The following is a 16,904-nucleotide window of genomic DNA, read 5'->3' on the forward strand; positions in this document are numbered from 1 at the left end:
CGCGTGACCTCCTTCGCTCCGGATTCGATCGTCCTGAACCGCAAGCTGCCGCTGTGGTACCAGGTGTCGCAGTCGCTGCGCGCCTCGATACTGGGCCGCTCGCCCGAGGATCCGCTGCGCCTGCCCACCGAGGAGCGGCTGGCGGAGCACTACGGCGTGAGCGTGCTGACCATGCGGCAGGCGCTGAAGGAGCTGGAGGACGAGGGCCTGATCAGCCGGCACCGGCGGCGCGGCACGTTCATCGAACCCGGCGTCCGGCGCGGCGCCCCGGTCCGGCTGCTGGGCTCGGTGGACGCGATCGTGGCCCAGCAGTCCGGGATGACGAGCGAACTGCTCGGCCACGGCCGGGTGCCGGTGCCGAGCGGGCTCGCCGAGTACTTCCCGGACCTCGCGGAGGTGGCGTCGTACCACCGCCTGCGCAGCGACGAGAAGACCGGCGAGCCGACCAACCACGCCGTCAACCACATCCGTCCCGAACTGGCCGAGCGCGTCGACCTGGACGACCTGGTCCGCTGGCCGATGACCAAGGTGCTGCGGGACGTGGTGAAGGCCGACATCAGCCGGATCACGGACACCGTGGAGGCCCGGCTCGCCGACCCGGAGACGGCCCGGCTGCTCGAAGTCCCGCTGCTCAGCCCGATCCTGCACTACACGGGTGTGACGTACGACACCGAGGGCCGGGTGCTGGACGTGGCGGTCATCCACTACCGGGGGGACCGCTTCTCGTTCACGGTCACCCTGGAAGCCACCTGATTCCGGGGTCGGTTCAGGCCGTACCATGCCCACCGTGACGCACGACGACGCTCCGCTGCTGGCGGACCTCATGCCGTGGTCCGTCGCACCGTTGCGGCCGGGCCGCGGCTGGCCGGTGGCGCCCGACGCGGTCTCGCTCACGGCCCGCTGGGACGCCCTGCTGAGAGCCGACGGACCCGAGCGGGAGCGGCTGTTCGAGACGACCCGCGCCCGTACGCTCCGGTCCGCGGTGGGGCAGTTGCCCGGGCAGGCCACCGGGACGGAGCGGCTCGCGCGCGCCGGCGGGCCCTGCGCGGAGCCGGTGCGGGTCCTGGCCGCTCCCTTCGACGAGCAGTGGCTGATCCCGGACCACCGGCTGCTGGACGCGGCCCGCCCGGAGCTGTGGCGGGTGGCGGACGCACGGCAGGTGTTCGCGGTGGAGACGGGGGATGCCGGCAGCCCGGTGCTGGCGACCCCGTACCTGCCGGTGCTGCGCGCCGGCCGGGTCCGCCCGCTGTACCGCCGGCCCGGCGGCACGGAACCGAACCTGGCCCCCGGCCTGCTGGACCACCTGTCGGCCCGGCTGGGCGCACCCACCTCGGCGCCGGACGTGCTGGCCTGGATCCTGGCGGCGGTCCGCCCTGACCTCACCGTCCCGCTCACCGACGATCCCGCCCTGTGGGCGGCCGGTGTGGACGTGGGCCGCCGGACGCTGTGGCTGATGCTCCGCGACGGCGAGCGCCCCAAGCTGCCCGGCGGCCGCCGCCCCTACGTCCGCGCGCCCCTGCCGAGCCGGCCCGCCGGCCTGCGCTACGACCGCGACGAGGAGGCCCTGTACCTGGACGAGGGCCGCATCTCCCCCGTACCGCCCGAGGCCTGGGACTTCGAGGTGGCCGGCGCCCGGGTGCTGGAGAGCTGGTTCGCGGTCCGCACCGCACCGGCCGAGCCGGGCACCCTGGCCGCGATCCGCCCCTCGGTCTGGCCGCAGGCGTGGACCTCGGAGCTGCTGGAGCTGATCACGGTCCTCGCCCTGCTGGCGGAAGTGCGGTCGCTGCGGGCCGGGCCGGAGGTGACGTCCCCGGTCACGGTGGCCGTCCTGCGGCAGGCGGGCGTCCTGCCGGCCCCGGAGTCGTCCCGCCGCCCCGCCTCGGTCCTCGATCACCAAGAGGAGGGGCCGGAGGGGCAGTTCGCGCTGCTCTGACCCGCTGCCCGCCGGCGCAGGGCGGCCTCCAGCCGGGCGATGTCCTCGGCGTCCCTGGCGCGGCGGGGCCGGGACGGGTCCCAGACCGGCATCATGCGCTTGATCTCGATCTGGACGCGCGGATCGACGATCGGCGCCTCCAGCGCCCCGACGCGGGCCGGCCCCGCGCCGATGCCGTCCGACCCCGCGGCGATGCGACCCGGCTCCGTGCCGAGCAGCCCGTCCGGCCAGGGCGTGCCGGCCCAGGGGCCGCCGGCCACGGTCACCCGGCCCGCCGCGTCCGTGCCGAGGAGGGTGAAGCTGCTCTCCAGGCCGTCCTTCTCGAAGTCCAGCTGGAGGTCGGCGGGCGGTCCGGGCACCGGGGTGTGGCCGAGCCGGGTCAGGGTGCCGGCGAGCGGTGCCGCGTCCTGCGCCCAGGCGAACCAGTCGATGTCCCCGTGGTCCCGGGTGACCTCGCCCAGGAAGAAGTCCATGGCCCAGCCGCCGCGCAGCCAGAGCGGGATGCCGTCGGCCCGGGCTGCTTCCAGCACCTCGGAGATCAGCAGCAGCTGGCGCCGGGCCCGGTCCTCGTTCACCGGCCGTGGCGCTCGGTGTCGAAGGAGTCGAGGACCCGCTCCACCGCCCGTTCGAAGACCGCCTCCAGGTCGATCGGCCCCGGGTCCTCGCTGAACGCGGCCGCCATGCGCGGGTAGGCGCCGGAGGCGATCTGACGGCCCAGGTAGGCGACGCGGGCCGCGTTCTCCTCGGCCTGCGACCAGGGCAGGGCACGGGCCCGCTCGGCGGTGTCGAGTTCGCTGCGGACGTACGTCGTCACGACCCCGTTGAGCATCGCGATCAGCTCCAGCCTGGTGCCGTACGGCGCGTCCAGCGGATCCAGGCAGGCCAGGCAGTGCTCCAGGTAGCGCAGGGCGTGCGGACTGAAGCCGTACACGGGTGACATCAGGCGCGGCAGCCAGGGGTGCCGGTACATCAGCTCGCGTGTCTGCGCCGCCACGCGGCGCATGTCGGCCCGCCAGTCGCCGCTCGGCTCCCAGAGGGCGTGCTCGGCGCCGGCGGCGTCCACCATCAGCTCGTACAGGTCCTCCTTGCGGGGGACGTAGTTGTACAGCGACATGGTGCCGCAGCCCAGCTCGGCCGCGACGTGCCGCATCGACACCGCGTCGAGCCCCCGCGCGTCGGCGATCCGGACGGCGGCGGCGGCGATGTCGTCGCGCGTGTACGCCGGTCGCGGACCCCGGCCGGTGCGCTCGGGACGCGCCCAGATCACCTCGGGGACGGCCCCTCGGACTGCCATCGGTCATCACCTCGGCCACCATCGTAGTTACGTACGCCGTACGTAGTGCGGTATGGTCCCGGCCCGACAACTACGTACGTCGTACTTAGTGAGGGTCTGGAGAAGCGCTTCGGCGCTGTCCGGGCGCTGCGCGGGCTGGACCTGGCCGTTGCCGAGGGCACGGTCTGCGGGCTGCTGGGGCCGAACGGGGCCGGGAAGACGACGGCGGTGCGGCTGCTGACCACCCTGCTGCGCCCGGACGGGGGCTCGGCGCGGATCGCCGGGCACGACCTGGTGCGGGAGGCGGCGGCCGTGCGCCGCCGGATCTCGGTCACCGGGCAGTTCGCCTCCGTCGACGGGGACCTCACCGGCCGGGAGAACCTGCTGCTGTTCGCGCGGCTGCACCGGGTGCGCGGGCCGGCCGCGCGGGCCGGCGAACTGCTGGAGCGCCTCGGTCTGACCGAGGCGGCGGACCGCAGGGCGTCGGCGTACTCGGGCGGTATGCGGCGCCGGCTGGACCTGGCCGCGAGCCTGGTCCGCCGTCCCGACGTGCTCTTCCTGGACGAGCCGACCACCGGCCTCGACCCGGCCAGCCGGGCCCGCGTCCGGCAGGCCGTGCGGGAGCTGCGGGCGGAGGGGACGACGGTGCTGCTGACCACGCAGTACCTGGAGGAGGCCGACCAGCTCGCCGACGACCTCGTCCTGGTGGACCGGGGCCGGGTCGCCCACACCGGCTCGCCGGCCGCGCTCAAGGCGCTCATCGGCTCGCAGGTGGAGGCGGTGGTCGCGGACCCCGGCGCGCTGGCGTCGGCGGCGGCCGTGCTCGACCGGCTCACCGGCCGGGAGCCGGTGTTCGACCGCGAGCGGAACGCCGTCGCCGCGGTCACCACCGACCCGACGCTGACCCTGCCCCGCCTGGTGCGCGAACTGGACGCGGCCGGCGTGCCGTTGCTGGACGCCGGCATCCGGCCGCCCACCCTCGACGACGTCTTCCTGCGGCTCACCGGTGAGCCCACCGACCCTGAGGAGCTCGCCGCATGAGCGCGTTCGCGTACGACGGACTGACGATGGCGGGCCGGCAGTTGCGCCGGGTCCGCAACAATCCGGGACTCACGGTGCTGGCCCAGCTGATGCCGGTCAACATGCTGCTCTTCTTCGGCTACGTCTTCGGCAGCGCGCTGGCCATGCCGGGCCGCGAGTACCGCTCCTTCCTGGTGCCGGGACTGCTGGTCGCGACGGCCGCCGGCGGACTGATGACGGGCATGTTCCAGGCCGCCCAGGACACCCACCGGGGCGTCATGGACCGGTTCCGCACGATGCCGGTGAGCCGGGCCGCCGTCCCGCTCGGGCAGGCCGTCGCCGACCTCGTCGTCACGGCCGCCGGGACGGTGCCGCTGCTGCTGGTCGCGCTCGCGGTGGGCTGGCGGATCGAGGGCTCCGCGGGCGGGGCCGCCGGGGCGGTGGGGCTGCTGCTGCTCTTCCGGTTCGCCTGCACCTGCGCCGGGATCCACCTGGGCCTGCTGTCCCGCAGCGAGGACGCCGCCGGACAACTCGGCGCCTCTTCCTTCGTGCTGCCGCTGCTGTCGAACGCGTACATCCCGACCGGCAACCTGCCCGGCTGGCTGCGCGCGCTCGCCGAGTGGAACCCGATCAGCGCGGTCACCACGGCCCTGCGGGACCTCTTCGGCAACGCGCCGGTCCCCGAGGACGCGGCCTGGCCGGTGGCGCACCCGGTCGCCGGCTCGCTGCTGTGGAGCCTGGCCCTGATCGCCCTGTTCCTGCCGCTCGCGGTGCGCGGGTACGCGCGGGCCGAGTGAGCCCGCACTGCTGACAGGAGCGCCGGTCAGGGGAGATCATCCACCCCATGGACCACCTCCCGCTGCCCCTGGAGGGCATCACCGTCGTCGCCGTCGAACAGGCCGTCTCCGCGCCCTTCGCCACCCGGCAGCTCGCCGACCTGGGCGCCCGCGTCATCAAGGTGGAGCGGGTCGACGGCGGCGACTTCGCCCGCGGCTACGACACCGCTGCCCGCGGCCTGGCCTCGCACTTCGTGTGGTGCAACCGGGGCAAGGAGTCCCTCGCGCTGGACCTGAAGGACCCGCGCGGCCTGGAGGTCGTACGGCGGCTGGTGGCGGACGCGGACGTGTTCGTGCAGAACCTCGCGCACGGGGCGGCGGCCCGGCTCGGCCTGGACGCGGCCACGCTGTGCGCCGCGCACCCCCGGCTGATCGCCGTGGACATCTCCGGGTACGGCTCCTCGGGGCCGTACGCGGACAAGCGGGCGTACGACATGCTCGTGCAGTGCGAGGCGGGGCTGGTGTCGGTGACCGGGACGCCGGAGCAGCCGGTGAAGGCGGGCATCCCGGCGGCGGACATCGCGGCGGCCATGTACGCGTTCTCCGGCGTGCTGGCCGCGCTGGTGCGGCGCGGTACGACCGGGCGGGGCGGGCCGGTGGAGGTGTCCATGCTGGAGGCGCTCGCCGAGTGGATGGGCCATCCGCTGCACCACGCGCTGCACGGCGGTGAGGCGCCGGCCCGTACCGGGCTCGCGCACGCGGTGATCGCGCCGTACGACGCCTATCCGACGGCGGACGGCGGGCGGGTGCTGCTGTCGGTGCAGAACGACCGGGAGTGGCGGCGGCTGGCCGAGCAGGTCGTGGGCCGCCCGGAGCTGGGCACGGATCCGGCGTACGCGACGAACGCCGCGCGGGTGGCGCACCGGGAGCGCACCGACGCCCTGGTCGCCGGGGCGCTCGCGGTGCTGGACGCCGAGGAGGCGCTGGCCCGGCTGGAGAAGGCGGGCATCGCCTGCGCGCGGCTGCGGGACGTGCACGAGCTGGCGGAGCATCCGCAGCTGGCGGCCCGGGAGCGGTGGCGTCGGGTGGGGTCGCCGGTGGGCCCGCTGAGGGCGCTGCTGCCTCCCCTCACGCTGCCGGGCGGGGAAGAGGCACGGATGGGTGATGTGCCCGCACTCGGGCAGCACACCGGAGCGCTGCTGCGTGCCGTGGGGATGACGGACGACGAGGTCGCAGCGCTGCGCCGGGACGGTGTGGCGGCCTGAGCGCGGGCACCCCTGCTCGGGTCAGGGGCCCTGCGGTGCGGTCAGTGACCGCCGAACAGTGAGCGGCGCAGCCGGCGCAGTGGCGCGAAGAGCGAGACGCGGCCGATCCGCGTGCCACGGTCGCTGCGCGGGCGCACGGAGTCACGCGCCGTCAGTTCGCGCATCAGCGAGATGGCTTCGACCGTCTCCCGCTGCGGTATGGCGGGACCCGCCAGTACCGACAGATGGCGGTCGAGGCGCGAACTGCTCGCGCTGCTCCCGCAGGTGATCGCAGGGACCCTCGCCCTGCTGCGCACTGTTATCTGTTCCATGTCACTCCCCACCCGTACGAGTCCACCCGGCCCGGGCAGGGTAACCCTATCGCCCCACCGGGGCACGCGTGTATCTCGGCCACAGGATTCACCTTCCCCGTAAGGGGGTTGACCATCCCCGTTTGACTACTCTCCGAATCCGACCGATTTCAGGGTGAGTTGGACAATCGGCTGGCCGGTGGGCTGCGTTGATCCGCCGTCCGGCTCGACGGTTACGGCGAGTGACGTCGAGGCGGTGTCGAGTCCCTTCGCGACCAGGGGCGTGTCGCCCGCGAGGAGCCCGAGGGAGCGCGGTTGCGCCCGGGGACGCGTGAGCCAGAGCTGGTGGACGCGTCCGCCGGGCGGGGCGCCGTATCCGCTGAGGGTGACGACGGCCTCCCGCTCGGATGCGGAGGCGATCACTCCGATACCGCGGCCCCGGGCGTCCTCGCTGCTCGTCGCGCGGGCGTCGGGAGCGGCCAGAACGTGGGCGATCTCACGTGCCCGGGCCCGCTCGGCGGTGAGCCGGTCCTCCGTGCGGTGTGCCTGGACCGCGAAGAGGGAGGCGACGACGAGGGCCGCGGCGGCGGTGACCGTGGCGAACGGGGCGAACAGGGGGCGCCGGCGGGGCGGACGGGCGCGACCCGGCGGCGGCTGGGCTCCCCAGACGTGCGGCGGCAGCAGCGGGGCCTGTCCCCGGCCCGGCGCCCGGGCGGCCGCGCGGCCGCGGGCCGGCGCCGGCTCCTGCGGGGTGCCGCGGACGGCGGACAGCACCCGGTCGCGCAGCGCGGCGGGCGGCGGGGCCGCCGTGGACCAGGCGAGCCGGACCGCGTCCTCGGCCAGCTCCCGCGCCTCGGTGGCGCAGCGGTCGCAGCCCGCCAGGTGCTTCTCGAAGCGGCGCCGCTCGCCCGGGTCCAGGGCGTCGAGCGCGTAGGGCGCGGCCAGGGAGTGCGGGTCCCCGCGGCGCAGCAGTTGGCCGAGGATGCTCATACGGCGCCTCCCAGGCACTGGCGCAGCCGGGTGAGCCCGTCGCGCATCCGCGTCTTGACCGTGCCCAGCGGCAGTGACAGCCGTTCGGCCACCTCACGGTAGGTGTAGCCGTCGTAGTAGGCGAGGGTCACCGACTGGCGTTGCAGGGCCGTGAGCCGGTTCAGGCAGCGGCGCACCCACTCGCGTTCCAGGCCGGCCTCGACCTCCTCGGCGACCTGGTCGAACGCGGGCTCCGCGGCGCGCAGGGCCTCGCGCTGCTCGCGTTCCCCGGCCGCGCGGGCGCTGCGCACCCGGTCGACGGCGCGGCGGTGGGCGAGGGTGAGGATCCAGGACAGGGCGCTGCCCCGGCCGGGGTCGAACCGGGCGGCGGAGCGCCACAGTTCGAGCAGCACCTCCTGGGCGACCTCCTCGGACTGGGCCGGGTCGCGCACCACCCGGCGCACCAGGCCGAACACCGGCCCCGACACCAGTCCGTACAGCTCCTCGAAGGCCCGCTGGTCGCCGCCCGCCACGAGCGCCAGCAGTTCGTCCGCCCGCATCCGGGCCCCCTCGCCGTGGCCGCAGCCGGCTCTTCCCCGCGCACCGCGCATCCGCACCGAGACACACCTCCCCGAGGGGTTACGGATCAGCGGGCCGAAAACGCGGGTCCCGGAGCGGGAAAAAGTTTTTCGCCGCCGACCAATCCGATCGGCGCGTCCGGTCCGTATACCCCTCCGTCACAAGGCAAGTCGGCTCTGAGGACGGACGGCATGACACCTCACTTCTCCAGGGGCGCCCTCTTCGGGAGGGCGTTCTCCGGGCGCGGCACGGGACGCACCGGACTGGTCACGCTCATCTGCGGCGCACTGGCCGCCGGAGGGCTCACGGCCGCCGGTGTGGCCGCCCTGGCCCCCGGGGCGGCCTCCGCCTCCTCCCACCGCGAGGCCCCGCTGATCTCGGGCACCCCGCAGTACGACAACACCGACCTGTACGCGTTCGTCAGCCCGGACAAGCCCGACACGACGACGATCGTGGCGAACTGGATCCCGTTCGAGGAACCGGCCGGCGGACCGAACTTCTACACGTTCGCCGACGACGCCCAGTACGACCTGCACGTCGACAACAACGGTGACGCGCAGGACGAGTTGGTATTCCGCTACACCTTCAAGACCCACACGCGCAGAGGGGACACGTTCCTCTACAACACCGGCCCGGTCACCAGCCTGGACGACCCCGACCTCAACATCACGCAGACGTACGACATCGACCTCATCAAGCTCAGGCACGGGCACGAGACGGCGCGGACCAAGCTGGCCGACGACGTGCCGGTGGCACCGTCGGACGTCGGCAAGGCGTCCATGCCGGACTACGGCAGACTGCGCGCCCAGGCCGTGTACAGGACGGCGGGCGGCGCCGCGACCTTCGCCGGGCAGGCGGACGACCCGTTCTTCGCGGACCTGCGCGTCTTCGACCTGCTGTACGGCGGGAACCTCACCGAGGTCGGCCGGGACACCCTCAAGGGGTACAACGTCAACACGATCGCGCTCCAGGTACCGAACGACCTGATCCGCGAGTCGTCGGGGCAGCCGGTCGTCGGCATCTGGTCGACCGCTCAGCGCCGTAACGCGCAGGGCTACTACAGCCAGGTCTCGCGCCTGGGCAACCCGCTGGTCAACGAGGTCGTCAACCCGCAGAAGGACAAGGACAGGTTCAACGCCTCGCAGCCCGCGTACGACGCGCAGTTCCTGAAGAACGTCACCAACCCGGAGCTGCCGAAGCTGATCGAGTCCATTTACAAAATCAAGGCGCCGGCGGAGCCGCGCAACGACCTGGTGGACGTCTTCCTCAAGGGCGTCAAGGGCCTCAACCAGCCGCCGCGCGTGACCCCTTCGGAGGAGCTGCGGCTGAACACGTCGATCAAGCCGAGCATGCACCCGAAGCGGCTCGGTGTGCTGGACGGTGACAACGCGGGCTTCCCGAACGGCCGTCGGCTGGGCGACGACGTGATCGACGCGGCGCTCCAGGTCGTCGAGGGCGAACTGGTCGGTTCCAAGAACGACCTGGGTGACGCGGTCGACAAGAACGACAAGAAGTTCGAGAGCTACTTCCCGTACGTCGCCGAGCCCACGGCCGGTTCGCGCGGGCGTCTCGCCAAGGGCACGACGGCGGGCGCGGACGTGCGCAGCGGGCTCGCGGACGCCCTCCAGCCGGCCGGTTCCGCCTCCGGCGGCTCGGGGAGCACCATGCTGATCGCCGCCTCGGCGGCCTCCGGCGCGGCCGGGATCCTGCTGCTCGGCGCCGCCTTCGCGTGGTGGCGCCGACGCCTGCAGCGCCCGTACTGATCCCGCCCCACCCAGACCGGCGCGGCCCGCGACCCCCACGGCGGGCCGCGCCTCCCACACGAGCGACGGAGGACGAGGCATGGGCCCGCGCGGGCAGGACGACGAGCAGGACGGACAGGACGGGCAGAGGGCCGGCGCGAGCGCGAGCAGCCAGGCCCTGCCGCCCGCACCGGCCGACGCCGACGAGACCGGCGGCACCGGGCGGCGGGCGGCCGCCGAGGAGAAGACCGGCGGCACCGGGCGTGCCACTGAGGCGGAGGCCGGCGGTACCGGGCAGAAGGTGGACGCCCAGGCGGAGACCGGAACCGACGTGCGGGTCACTGAGGCGACGACCGGCATCGACGACCAGCAGGGCGCCGAGGCGGAGACCGACAGCGACGACCAGCGGGCCGCCAAGGCGGAGACGGGCGACGAGCCGATCACCGAGGCGGGGACCCACAGCGACGAGCGGGCCACTGAGGCGGAGGCCGGCGACGACCAGCGGGCCGCCCAAACGGAGACCGGCGACGAGCGGGGCGCCGAGGAGAAGACCGGCAGTACCGAGCGGGCCACTGAGGCGGAGACCCGCAGCGACGAGCGGGCCGCCAGGGCGAAGAGCGGCGACGACCAGCCGGTCACCGAGCCGGAGACCGGCGCTGATCTGCGAGTCGCTGCCGTGCGGCGGGTCGGGGCGGTTCGGCGGGTGTGGCGGGGCGGCGCCCAACTCGTCGTAGCCGCGTCGCTGTTGGCGGTCGCCCTCACCGGTGGGGCGATCGCGCTCGGGGCGGACCGGGGGCCGGTGGCCGTGCCGGTCGCCGCCGGTGCGGTGGATCCCGGGGTGCTGAGCGGCGGGAACCTGGACGCGAGCATCACCGCGCTCCAGACGCATCTGCGGGCCCAGCCCAAGGACTACGGCGGCTGGGCCACCCTCGGCCTGGCCTACGTCGAGCAGGCGCGGACCAAGGGCGACCCGGCCCGGTACCCGCAGGCGGAACAGGCACTGCGGCGCTCCCTGTCGCTGGCGCCGGACAACGACCAGGCCCTGGCCGGCCGCGCCGCCCTCGCCGCCGCCCGGCACGACTTCCACGGCGCCCTGTCCTTCGCGGACGCGGCCCTGCGGCGCAACCCGTACAGCGAGCGCGCCCTGTCCTCCCGGGTCGACGCCCTCGTCGAACTCGGCCGGTACGCCGACGCGGCACAGGCGGTGCGGACCGCCGACGCGCGCAAGCCGGGCGTGCCGGTCTTCACCCGGTACGCCTATGTGCGCGAGCTGCGTGGCGACGTGCGCACGGCCCGCCGGGTCCTGCAACAGGCGCTGACCTCGGCCGCCTCGCCGGGCGACACCGCCTACGTGGCCACCCAGCTCGGCCAACTCGCCTGGAACCAGGGCGACCAGCGCACGGCGCTCACCTACTACGCCCGTGCCCTGGCCGCCGACGACGGCTACCTCCCGGCGCTGGAGGGCCGGGCGCGCGCGCGGGCGGCGAGCGGTGACCGGGCCGGGGCCGTCAAGGACATGGAGACGGTGGTGGCCCGCGCTCCGCTGCCCGCCTCGCTGGTCGCCCTGGGCGAGCTGTACGAGGCGCGGGGCGCGGCCGGCGACCGGGCGCGGGCCCGGCAGCAGTACACGCTGGTCGACGCCTGGATCGCGCTGGCCCGCGCCAACGGCGTCGACGCCGACCTGGACACCGCGCTGGCCGCCGCCGACCACGGCGACAGGCGGGCCGCCCTGCGCGCGGCCCGCGCCGAGTGGGCCCGCCGGCACACCGTGCACACCGCCGACGCCCTCGCCTGGGCGCTGCACGTCAACGGCCGTGACGCCGAGGCCCTGCCCTACGCCCGCCGGGCCACCGCCACCGGCTACCTGAACGCCTCCTTCCGCTACCACCGCGGCATGATCGAGCTGGCCACCGGCCACCGGTCGGCCGGCCGCGCCTGCCTCACCGCGGCCCTGAAGCTGAACCCCGGCTTCTCCCCGCTGGGCGCCGCACGGGCCCGCACGGCGCTGGAGGCGGCCCGGTGACACCCCGTCTGCTGTACGTGCTGCTCGCCGGGTGCGCCCTGGCGCTCCTCCCGGCCGGCACCGCGAGCGCGCACCCGCTCGGCAACTTCACCGTCAACCGCTACGACGGCCTGGTAGCCGCTCCCGGGCAGCTCCGCGTCGACCATGTGGAGGACCTGGCCGAGATCCCGGCGACCCAGGCCAGGCCCGGCATCGAACGACTGGGGCTGGCCGCGTGGGCCGGGCAGCGCTGCGCGCGGGCCGCCGCCGACAGCGCCCTCACCGTCGACGGGCGTACGGCCACCCTGACGGCCGCCCGCAGCAGCGCGCGCCTGCGCCCGGGTCAGGCCGGCCTCGACACCCTGCGCGTGGAGTGCCGGCTGACCGCGTCGCTCCCCCGCACGGGCACCGTGACCCTCGGCTTCCACGGCGCGGGCGCCACCGGCGGCCCCGGCTGGCGGGAGATCACGGCGCGGGGCGACCGGATGACGCTCACCGCGACCGACGTGCCGAAGACGTCGGTCTCGCGGGAACTGACCTCCTACCCCAAGGACTTGCTGTCCTCCCCCGCCGACACCGTCACGGCCTCGGTGCGGGTGCGGCCCGGTGGCCCGGCGCTCGCGGCGGACGCCCGGCGGCAGGCGGCCCCGGGCTCCGGTGTGCTGCCCCGGGGCGCCGACCGCTGGACCCGGGCCTTGGACGACCTCGTGGCCCGGCGCGATCTCACCGTCGGATTCGCCGCCGTGGCCCTGCTCATCGCGGTCGCCCTGGGCGCGATGCACGCACTGGCCCCGGGCCACGGCAAGACCCTGATGGCCGCGACGGCCGCGGCGCGCGGGGGCCGGGCCCGGCCGCGGGACGTGCTGCCGCTGGCCGCCTCGGTCACCGTGACCCACACCCTGGGCGTGGTCGCCCTGGGCCTGCTGGTCACCGCCGGCTCCGCCGCCACACCGGCGGTGATCTCCTGGCTGGGCGTCGCCAGCGGCGCCCTGGTGCTGGCGGCAGGCGTCACCCTCGTACGCCGGGCCTGGCGCACCCACCGCGAGCGGGTGACCGTACCGGCCCATGGGCACGGGGAGCGGCGGGAGTTGGCGGCTGTGGGAGCCGGACATGGTGCCGACGACCACCGTCATCACCATCATGGTGGTGAGCACACCCACGAGGGCCACGCCCACAGCCACGACGGGCACTCGCACACCCACGGCGGGCACACCCACACCCACGGCGGTCTCACCCACACCCACCCCGTGGCGCCCACCGTCCGCGGCACGATCCTGCTGGGGTTCGCCGGTGGGCTGGTGCCCAGTCCGTCGGCCGTGGTCGTGCTGGTCGGTGCCGCCGCGCTCGGCAAGGCGTGGTTCGGGCTGCTGCTCGTCGTGGCGTACGGGGCGGGGTTGGCGCTGACCCTGACCGCCGCCGGGTTCGCCGTCGTACGGCTGGGCGCGGGGGCGTCCCGGGTCATGGAACGGCGCCCGCGCTGGAGCGCGCACCCCCTGGCCGGCCTCGTGCGCCGGACCCTGCCGCTGGTGTCGGCGCTGGTCGTGCTGGCGCTGGGCACGGGACTGGTGCTCAAGGGGGCCGCGTCCGCGCTGGGCTGAGCCACTTCGGCGCGACGGAGACCCCGTCCTGCGGAGCCTCCGCCGAAGTCACCCGCACAGTTCACCCGGAAGGGCGAGCCCGCACGGGTCAGGCCGCGTTGGTGAGCACCGGCAGGTAGCCGCCGGACTGGCCGGACGCGGTCGGGTGGTACGACTCGCCGATGTCGAGCCAGTTGACGCTGTGCAGCCATGAGTCGCCGGAGCAGATCTCGTGGCCGCTGAACGTGGTGCGCACGTCACCGAAGACGAAGCCGTGGGCGCCGGCGCGGGCCTTGATGGCGGTGTCGATGTAGTCGGCGGCGTCGTTGATCGCGGACCGCTTGGTCTCCGAGAGGCCGAGGCACGTCTGGCCGAGCAGGTAGAAGCGGGGGTAGCCGAGGACGACCACTCGGGCGGACGGGGCTTTGGCGCTGATCGCGTTGTAGACGGTGTCCAGCTTGCCGGGGAGCGTGTTGGCGACGTACGCCTTCGCGGTGTTGATGCGGGACAGGCAGGTGCTGTCGGAGCTGGTCACACAGGTGGTCATGACGTCGGCGAAGCCGGCGTCGTTGCCGCCCACGGTGATGGAGACCAGCGAGGTGGAGGAGTTCAGCGAGCCGAGCTGGCCCGAGAGCACGTCGTCCGTCGTGGCGCCGGAGCAGGCGCTGAAGGCGAACGAGGAGGGGCCGTGGGCGGCGTTCCACAGGTACGGGTACGCCTTCGTGCTGCGGTCGCAGCTGCCGCTGGAGCTGATGTAGCTGCCGGAGCCCACCCCGGAGGAGTAGGAGTCGCCGAGTGCCACGTAGCCGCCGTTCGCGGCCGTCGAGGAGGCCTGCGCCGAAGCGGCCCCGGTGAGACCGAGGCCGGTGGCGAGGAGGAGCGAGGTCACGAATCCGGTAAGTCGGGAACGTCTCATGGAACCTCCCTTTAGCAGGATCTCTGCCATAACTGTCGTAGCAGCTACGCGTGTTGACAGGAAGTGTCCATGCCAAGACTTTTGCGTTCTCAACAGGATCAACCCGGAATGTTCACCGCTCATGTATGGCGCGGGCACGCCGGGTCTGCTGACGCCCTGTCACCTCGTCCGCCGGGCCCCGCGACGGACCCGCGGCGAAGAACCGGACGCCCCGGCGAGGGAAATGCCATGCGCGGAGCGCATCCGTGCCGGATCATGGCGGCATGTCTGCCAACCCACACGACGCTCTGCCGATCCGGCTCCACGTCGACGACTCCGACTCGCCGTCCGACGTCGTCGACGCGCTGTTCCTCGGCCGCTTCGCGACGGGCGAGCAGCCGTACTCGCACGCGGTGAACATCGACCGGGTGCGCTCGGGCGCGACCCTGCTGCCGGAGGGCGCCCGGGTGCTGCGGGTCGCCCGCGACGACGACCGCAGCGCGACCCTCGCCGAGGGGGACGGCTGGACCCTGCTGATCTCCCGCTGGAGCCGGGGCGCGGACGTCACGGTCACCGCGACCAGCGCCGAACTGGCCCAGCAGATCCTCGACCGGGCCACGGACGGCGCGGCCGACGAACCGGAACCGCAGCCGGAGAACGTGACGATGGGGTTCTGGTACGTCTCGCCCAGGCGCGGCCCGCACCGCACCACCCGTCAGATCTCCGCGGGCACCTGGGAGGAGGTCCGGCCCAACTACACGGCGCCGGTGGCGCAGGCCATGGACCGCCTGATGAAGACGACCCCCGAGGACATCGCCGGCCGGCTGCTGCTGCTCCACGGGCCGCCGGGCACCGGCAAGACCTCCGCCCTGCGCACCCTGGCCCGGTCCTGGCGGGAGTGGTGCCAGGTCGACTGCGTCCTGGACCCGGAGCGGCTCTTCTCCGACGTCGGTTATCTGATGGACATCGCGATCGGCGAGGACGACGGCGCGGGCAAGGGCCGCTGGCGTCTGCTGCTGCTGGAGGACTGCGACGAGCTGATCCGCGGCGAGGCCCGGCACACCGCCGGGCAGGCCCTGTCCCGGCTGCTGAACCTGACCGACGGCCTGCTCGGGCAGGGCCGCAACGTCCTGGTCGGCGTCACCACCAACGAGGACCTGGAGCGGCTGCACCCGGCCGTGGTCCGCCCCGGCCGCTGTCTGGCCCGCATCGAGGTGGGCCCGCTGACCCGGACGGAGGCGGTGAACTGGCTGGGCACCGAGCAGGGCCTGGGCCGGGAGGGCGCGACCCTGGCCGAGTTGTACGCACTGCGCCGGGGCACCACGCCGACGTCGGTGCCGGGCGCTCGGGAGGGCGCGGACGCGGGTCTGTACCTGTAGTGCTTTCATGAGGGTATGACCCTGCTCGTCGGCACGTCGGGGTGGCAGTACAAGGACTGGCGGGACGTCGTCTACCCGGCCGGGGTGCCGACGCGGCTGTGGCTGGAGGAGTACACCCGGCTGTTCGCGACCGTGGAGATCAACAACGCGTTCTACCGGCTGCCGTCGTACGACACCTTCGCCGCCTGGCGCGGGCGGGTCCCTCCGGAGTTCGTGGTCGCGGTCAAGGCCAGCCGGTACCTCACCCACATCAAGCGGCTGAAGGACCCCGAGGAGCCGGTGCACCGCCTGATGACGCACGCGGCGGGCCTCGGCGACCGCCTGGGCCCGGTCCTCCTCCAGCTCCCGCCGACCCTGCGCGCCGACCCGCCGCTGCTGGACGCCTGCCTGGCCTGTTTCCCGCCCGGTACGAGGGTCGCGGTGGAGCCCCGGCACGCGTCCTGGTGGACGGGCGAGGTGCGTGAGGTGCTGACCTCGCGTGGCGCGGCCCTGTGCTGGGCGGACGTCCTGGCCCGCCCGGTCACCCCGCTGTGGCGCACCGCCGACTGGGGTTACGTCCGCTTCCACCAGGGCCGCGCCCGGCCCTGGCCGCGCTACGGCCGCCGCTGCCTGGACACCTGGGTGGACCGCATCGCGACGACCTGGCCGGACGGGGAGGACGTGTACGCGTACTTCAACAACGACCCGGGAGGCGCGGCGGTCCGGGACGCGGCCGTCTTCGCCCGCTCGGCCAGCCGAGCGGGACTGCCGGTCACCCGGACACCGGAGCCGGTGAAACTCGGCTGACCGGCATCCGCCGCTACTGCCCGAACGCGGCCCGCAGGGCGTCCCGTACCGCGGCCAGTGCCTCCGCCTCCCCCAGGCCCAGCCGCCGCACGCGATCGGCGTACGCCTGCGCGGCCAGGGAAGCCTCGCGTACGGCGGCCGAGCCGGCGGCGGCCACGAAGGTGCCGTTGCGCCCGCGCGTCTCGATCACCCCGTCGCCCTCCAGCGCCCGGTACGCCTTGGCCACCGTGTTCACCGCGAGCCCCAGGGACTCGGCCAGCCCCCGCACGGTCGGCAGCCGGTACCCCACCGGGAGCGCCCCGGACCGCGCCTGCTCGGAGATCTGCGCCCGCACCTGCTCGTACGGGGGCGCGCTGTCATCGATGCGGATCTTCAGGCTCACGGGGCCGATTGTCCCGCACCCGGGGAAAAATGGGAG

Annotated in this window: 17 protein-coding genes; 10 read left to right on the top strand and 7 right to left on the bottom strand. The window is 74.3% G+C overall.

The annotated features are described in order from the left end of the window. Positions 1-3 precede the first annotated feature (3 nt). Together ACZ3ZD_RS21290 and ACZ3ZD_RS21295 are read left to right on the top strand one after the other, a co-directional pair. On the top strand, positions 4-753 hold the full coding sequence (locus ACZ3ZD_RS21290) for a GntR family transcriptional regulator (protein WP_467399526.1): 750 nt from the start codon (positions 4-6) through the stop codon (positions 751-753). A 25-nt stretch (positions 754-778) separates the two neighbouring features. Next, entirely contained in the window at positions 779-1,933 is a 1,155-nt protein-coding gene (locus ACZ3ZD_RS21295; protein ID WP_467399528.1) for a type ISP restriction/modification enzyme, read from the top strand. On the opposite strand, the gene ACZ3ZD_RS21300 is transcribed toward ACZ3ZD_RS21295, so the two are convergent. Both ACZ3ZD_RS21300 and ACZ3ZD_RS21305 read right to left on the bottom strand, forming a co-directional pair. Beyond that, positions 1,891-2,508, bottom strand: a complete 618-nt coding sequence (locus tag ACZ3ZD_RS21300; RefSeq protein ID WP_467399531.1) for a nucleotidyltransferase domain-containing protein — start codon at positions 2,506-2,508, stop codon at positions 1,891-1,893. The genes ACZ3ZD_RS21295 and ACZ3ZD_RS21300 overlap by 43 nt on opposite strands. Then, positions 2,505-3,227 (bottom strand): TetR/AcrR family transcriptional regulator C-terminal domain-containing protein, encoded by a 723-nt coding sequence (locus tag ACZ3ZD_RS21305; RefSeq protein ID WP_467399533.1) that lies wholly within the window; start codon positions 3,225-3,227, stop codon positions 2,505-2,507. The genes ACZ3ZD_RS21300 and ACZ3ZD_RS21305 overlap by 4 nt, the downstream gene beginning before the upstream one ends. A gap of 45 nt (positions 3,228-3,272) precedes the next feature. Here ACZ3ZD_RS21305 and ACZ3ZD_RS21310 point away from each other — a divergent pair, with 45 nt between their 5' ends. The 3 genes from ACZ3ZD_RS21310 to ACZ3ZD_RS21320 are packed head-to-tail and all read left to right on the top strand — an operon-like array spanning position 3,273 to position 6,267. Next, on the top strand, positions 3,273-4,247 hold the full coding sequence (locus tag ACZ3ZD_RS21310) for an ATP-binding cassette domain-containing protein (protein ID WP_467399535.1): 975 nt from the start codon (positions 3,273-3,275) through the stop codon (positions 4,245-4,247). Beyond that, positions 4,244-5,023 (top strand): ABC transporter permease, encoded by a 780-nt coding sequence (locus ACZ3ZD_RS21315; protein WP_467399536.1) that lies wholly within the window; start codon positions 4,244-4,246, stop codon positions 5,021-5,023. Before ACZ3ZD_RS21310 ends, ACZ3ZD_RS21315 begins: the two co-directional genes overlap by 4 nt. Positions 5,024-5,070: 47 nt before the next feature. Beyond that, positions 5,071-6,267: a CaiB/BaiF CoA transferase family protein gene (locus tag ACZ3ZD_RS21320; protein WP_467399537.1), complete on the top strand. Its 1,197-nt coding sequence runs from the start codon at positions 5,071-5,073 to the stop codon at positions 6,265-6,267. A 41-nt stretch (positions 6,268-6,308) separates the two neighbouring features. Here ACZ3ZD_RS21320 and ACZ3ZD_RS21325 read toward each other — a convergent pair whose 3' ends face one another. From ACZ3ZD_RS21325 to ACZ3ZD_RS21335, 3 genes are all read right to left on the bottom strand, one after another. Next, positions 6,309-6,578: a hypothetical protein gene (locus ACZ3ZD_RS21325; RefSeq protein WP_467399539.1), complete on the bottom strand. Its 270-nt coding sequence runs from the start codon at positions 6,576-6,578 to the stop codon at positions 6,309-6,311. A gap of 126 nt (positions 6,579-6,704) precedes the next feature. Continuing rightward, positions 6,705-7,547 (bottom strand): anti-sigma factor, encoded by an 843-nt coding sequence (locus ACZ3ZD_RS21330; protein ID WP_467399540.1) that lies wholly within the window; start codon positions 7,545-7,547, stop codon positions 6,705-6,707. Beyond that, positions 7,544-8,086 carry a sigma-70 family RNA polymerase sigma factor gene (locus tag ACZ3ZD_RS21335; RefSeq protein WP_467399542.1) on the bottom strand — a complete coding sequence of 181 codons (543 nt, stop codon included), beginning with the start codon at positions 8,084-8,086 and terminating at the stop codon, positions 7,544-7,546. Before ACZ3ZD_RS21335 ends, ACZ3ZD_RS21330 begins: the two co-directional genes overlap by 4 nt. Before the next feature lie 210 nt (positions 8,087-8,296). Here ACZ3ZD_RS21335 and ACZ3ZD_RS21340 point away from each other — a divergent pair, with 210 nt between their 5' ends. The 3 genes from ACZ3ZD_RS21340 to ACZ3ZD_RS21350 all read left to right on the top strand — a co-directional run bounded on the left by ACZ3ZD_RS21340 (position 8,297) and on the right by ACZ3ZD_RS21350 (position 13,447). Next, positions 8,297-9,868: a DUF4331 domain-containing protein gene (locus ACZ3ZD_RS21340; RefSeq protein WP_467399544.1), complete on the top strand. Its 1,572-nt coding sequence runs from the start codon at positions 8,297-8,299 to the stop codon at positions 9,866-9,868. Positions 9,869-9,947: 79 nt separating this feature from the next. Beyond that, complete coding sequence (locus ACZ3ZD_RS21345) at positions 9,948-11,870, top strand: tetratricopeptide repeat protein (protein WP_467399545.1); 1,923 nt, start codon at positions 9,948-9,950, stop codon at positions 11,868-11,870. After that, on the top strand, positions 11,867-13,447 hold the full coding sequence (locus ACZ3ZD_RS21350; RefSeq protein ID WP_467399547.1) for a HoxN/HupN/NixA family nickel/cobalt transporter: 1,581 nt from the start codon (positions 11,867-11,869) through the stop codon (positions 13,445-13,447). Before ACZ3ZD_RS21345 ends, ACZ3ZD_RS21350 begins: the two co-directional genes overlap by 4 nt. 88 nt (positions 13,448-13,535) lie before the next feature. Here the strand turns inward: ACZ3ZD_RS21350 and ACZ3ZD_RS21355 are convergent, their stop codons facing one another. Continuing rightward, the gene (locus tag ACZ3ZD_RS21355) at positions 13,536-14,342 is read right to left on the bottom strand and encodes an SGNH/GDSL hydrolase family protein (protein WP_467399548.1); all 807 of its coding nucleotides are present in this window, start codon (positions 14,340-14,342) and stop codon (positions 13,536-13,538) included. Between the two features lie 263 nt (positions 14,343-14,605). On the opposite strand from ACZ3ZD_RS21355, the gene ACZ3ZD_RS21360 reads away from it, so the two are divergent. Next, the gene (locus ACZ3ZD_RS21360) at positions 14,606-15,700 is read left to right on the top strand and encodes a DUF5925 domain-containing protein (protein WP_467399551.1); all 1,095 of its coding nucleotides are present in this window, start codon (positions 14,606-14,608) and stop codon (positions 15,698-15,700) included. 15 nt (positions 15,701-15,715) lie between these two features. Continuing rightward, a complete protein-coding gene (locus tag ACZ3ZD_RS21365; protein ID WP_467399553.1) occupies positions 15,716-16,486 on the top strand; it encodes a DUF72 domain-containing protein in 771 nt (256 codons plus the stop codon). Positions 16,487-16,499: 13 nt separating this feature from the next. Here ACZ3ZD_RS21365 and ACZ3ZD_RS21370 read toward each other — a convergent pair whose 3' ends face one another. After that, the gene (locus tag ACZ3ZD_RS21370) at positions 16,500-16,868 is read right to left on the bottom strand and encodes a GntR family transcriptional regulator (protein ID WP_467399555.1); all 369 of its coding nucleotides are present in this window, start codon (positions 16,866-16,868) and stop codon (positions 16,500-16,502) included. Positions 16,869-16,904 lie beyond the last annotated feature (36 nt).

The sequence above is a fragment of the Streptomyces sp. NPDC023481 genome (assembly GCF_055560195.1).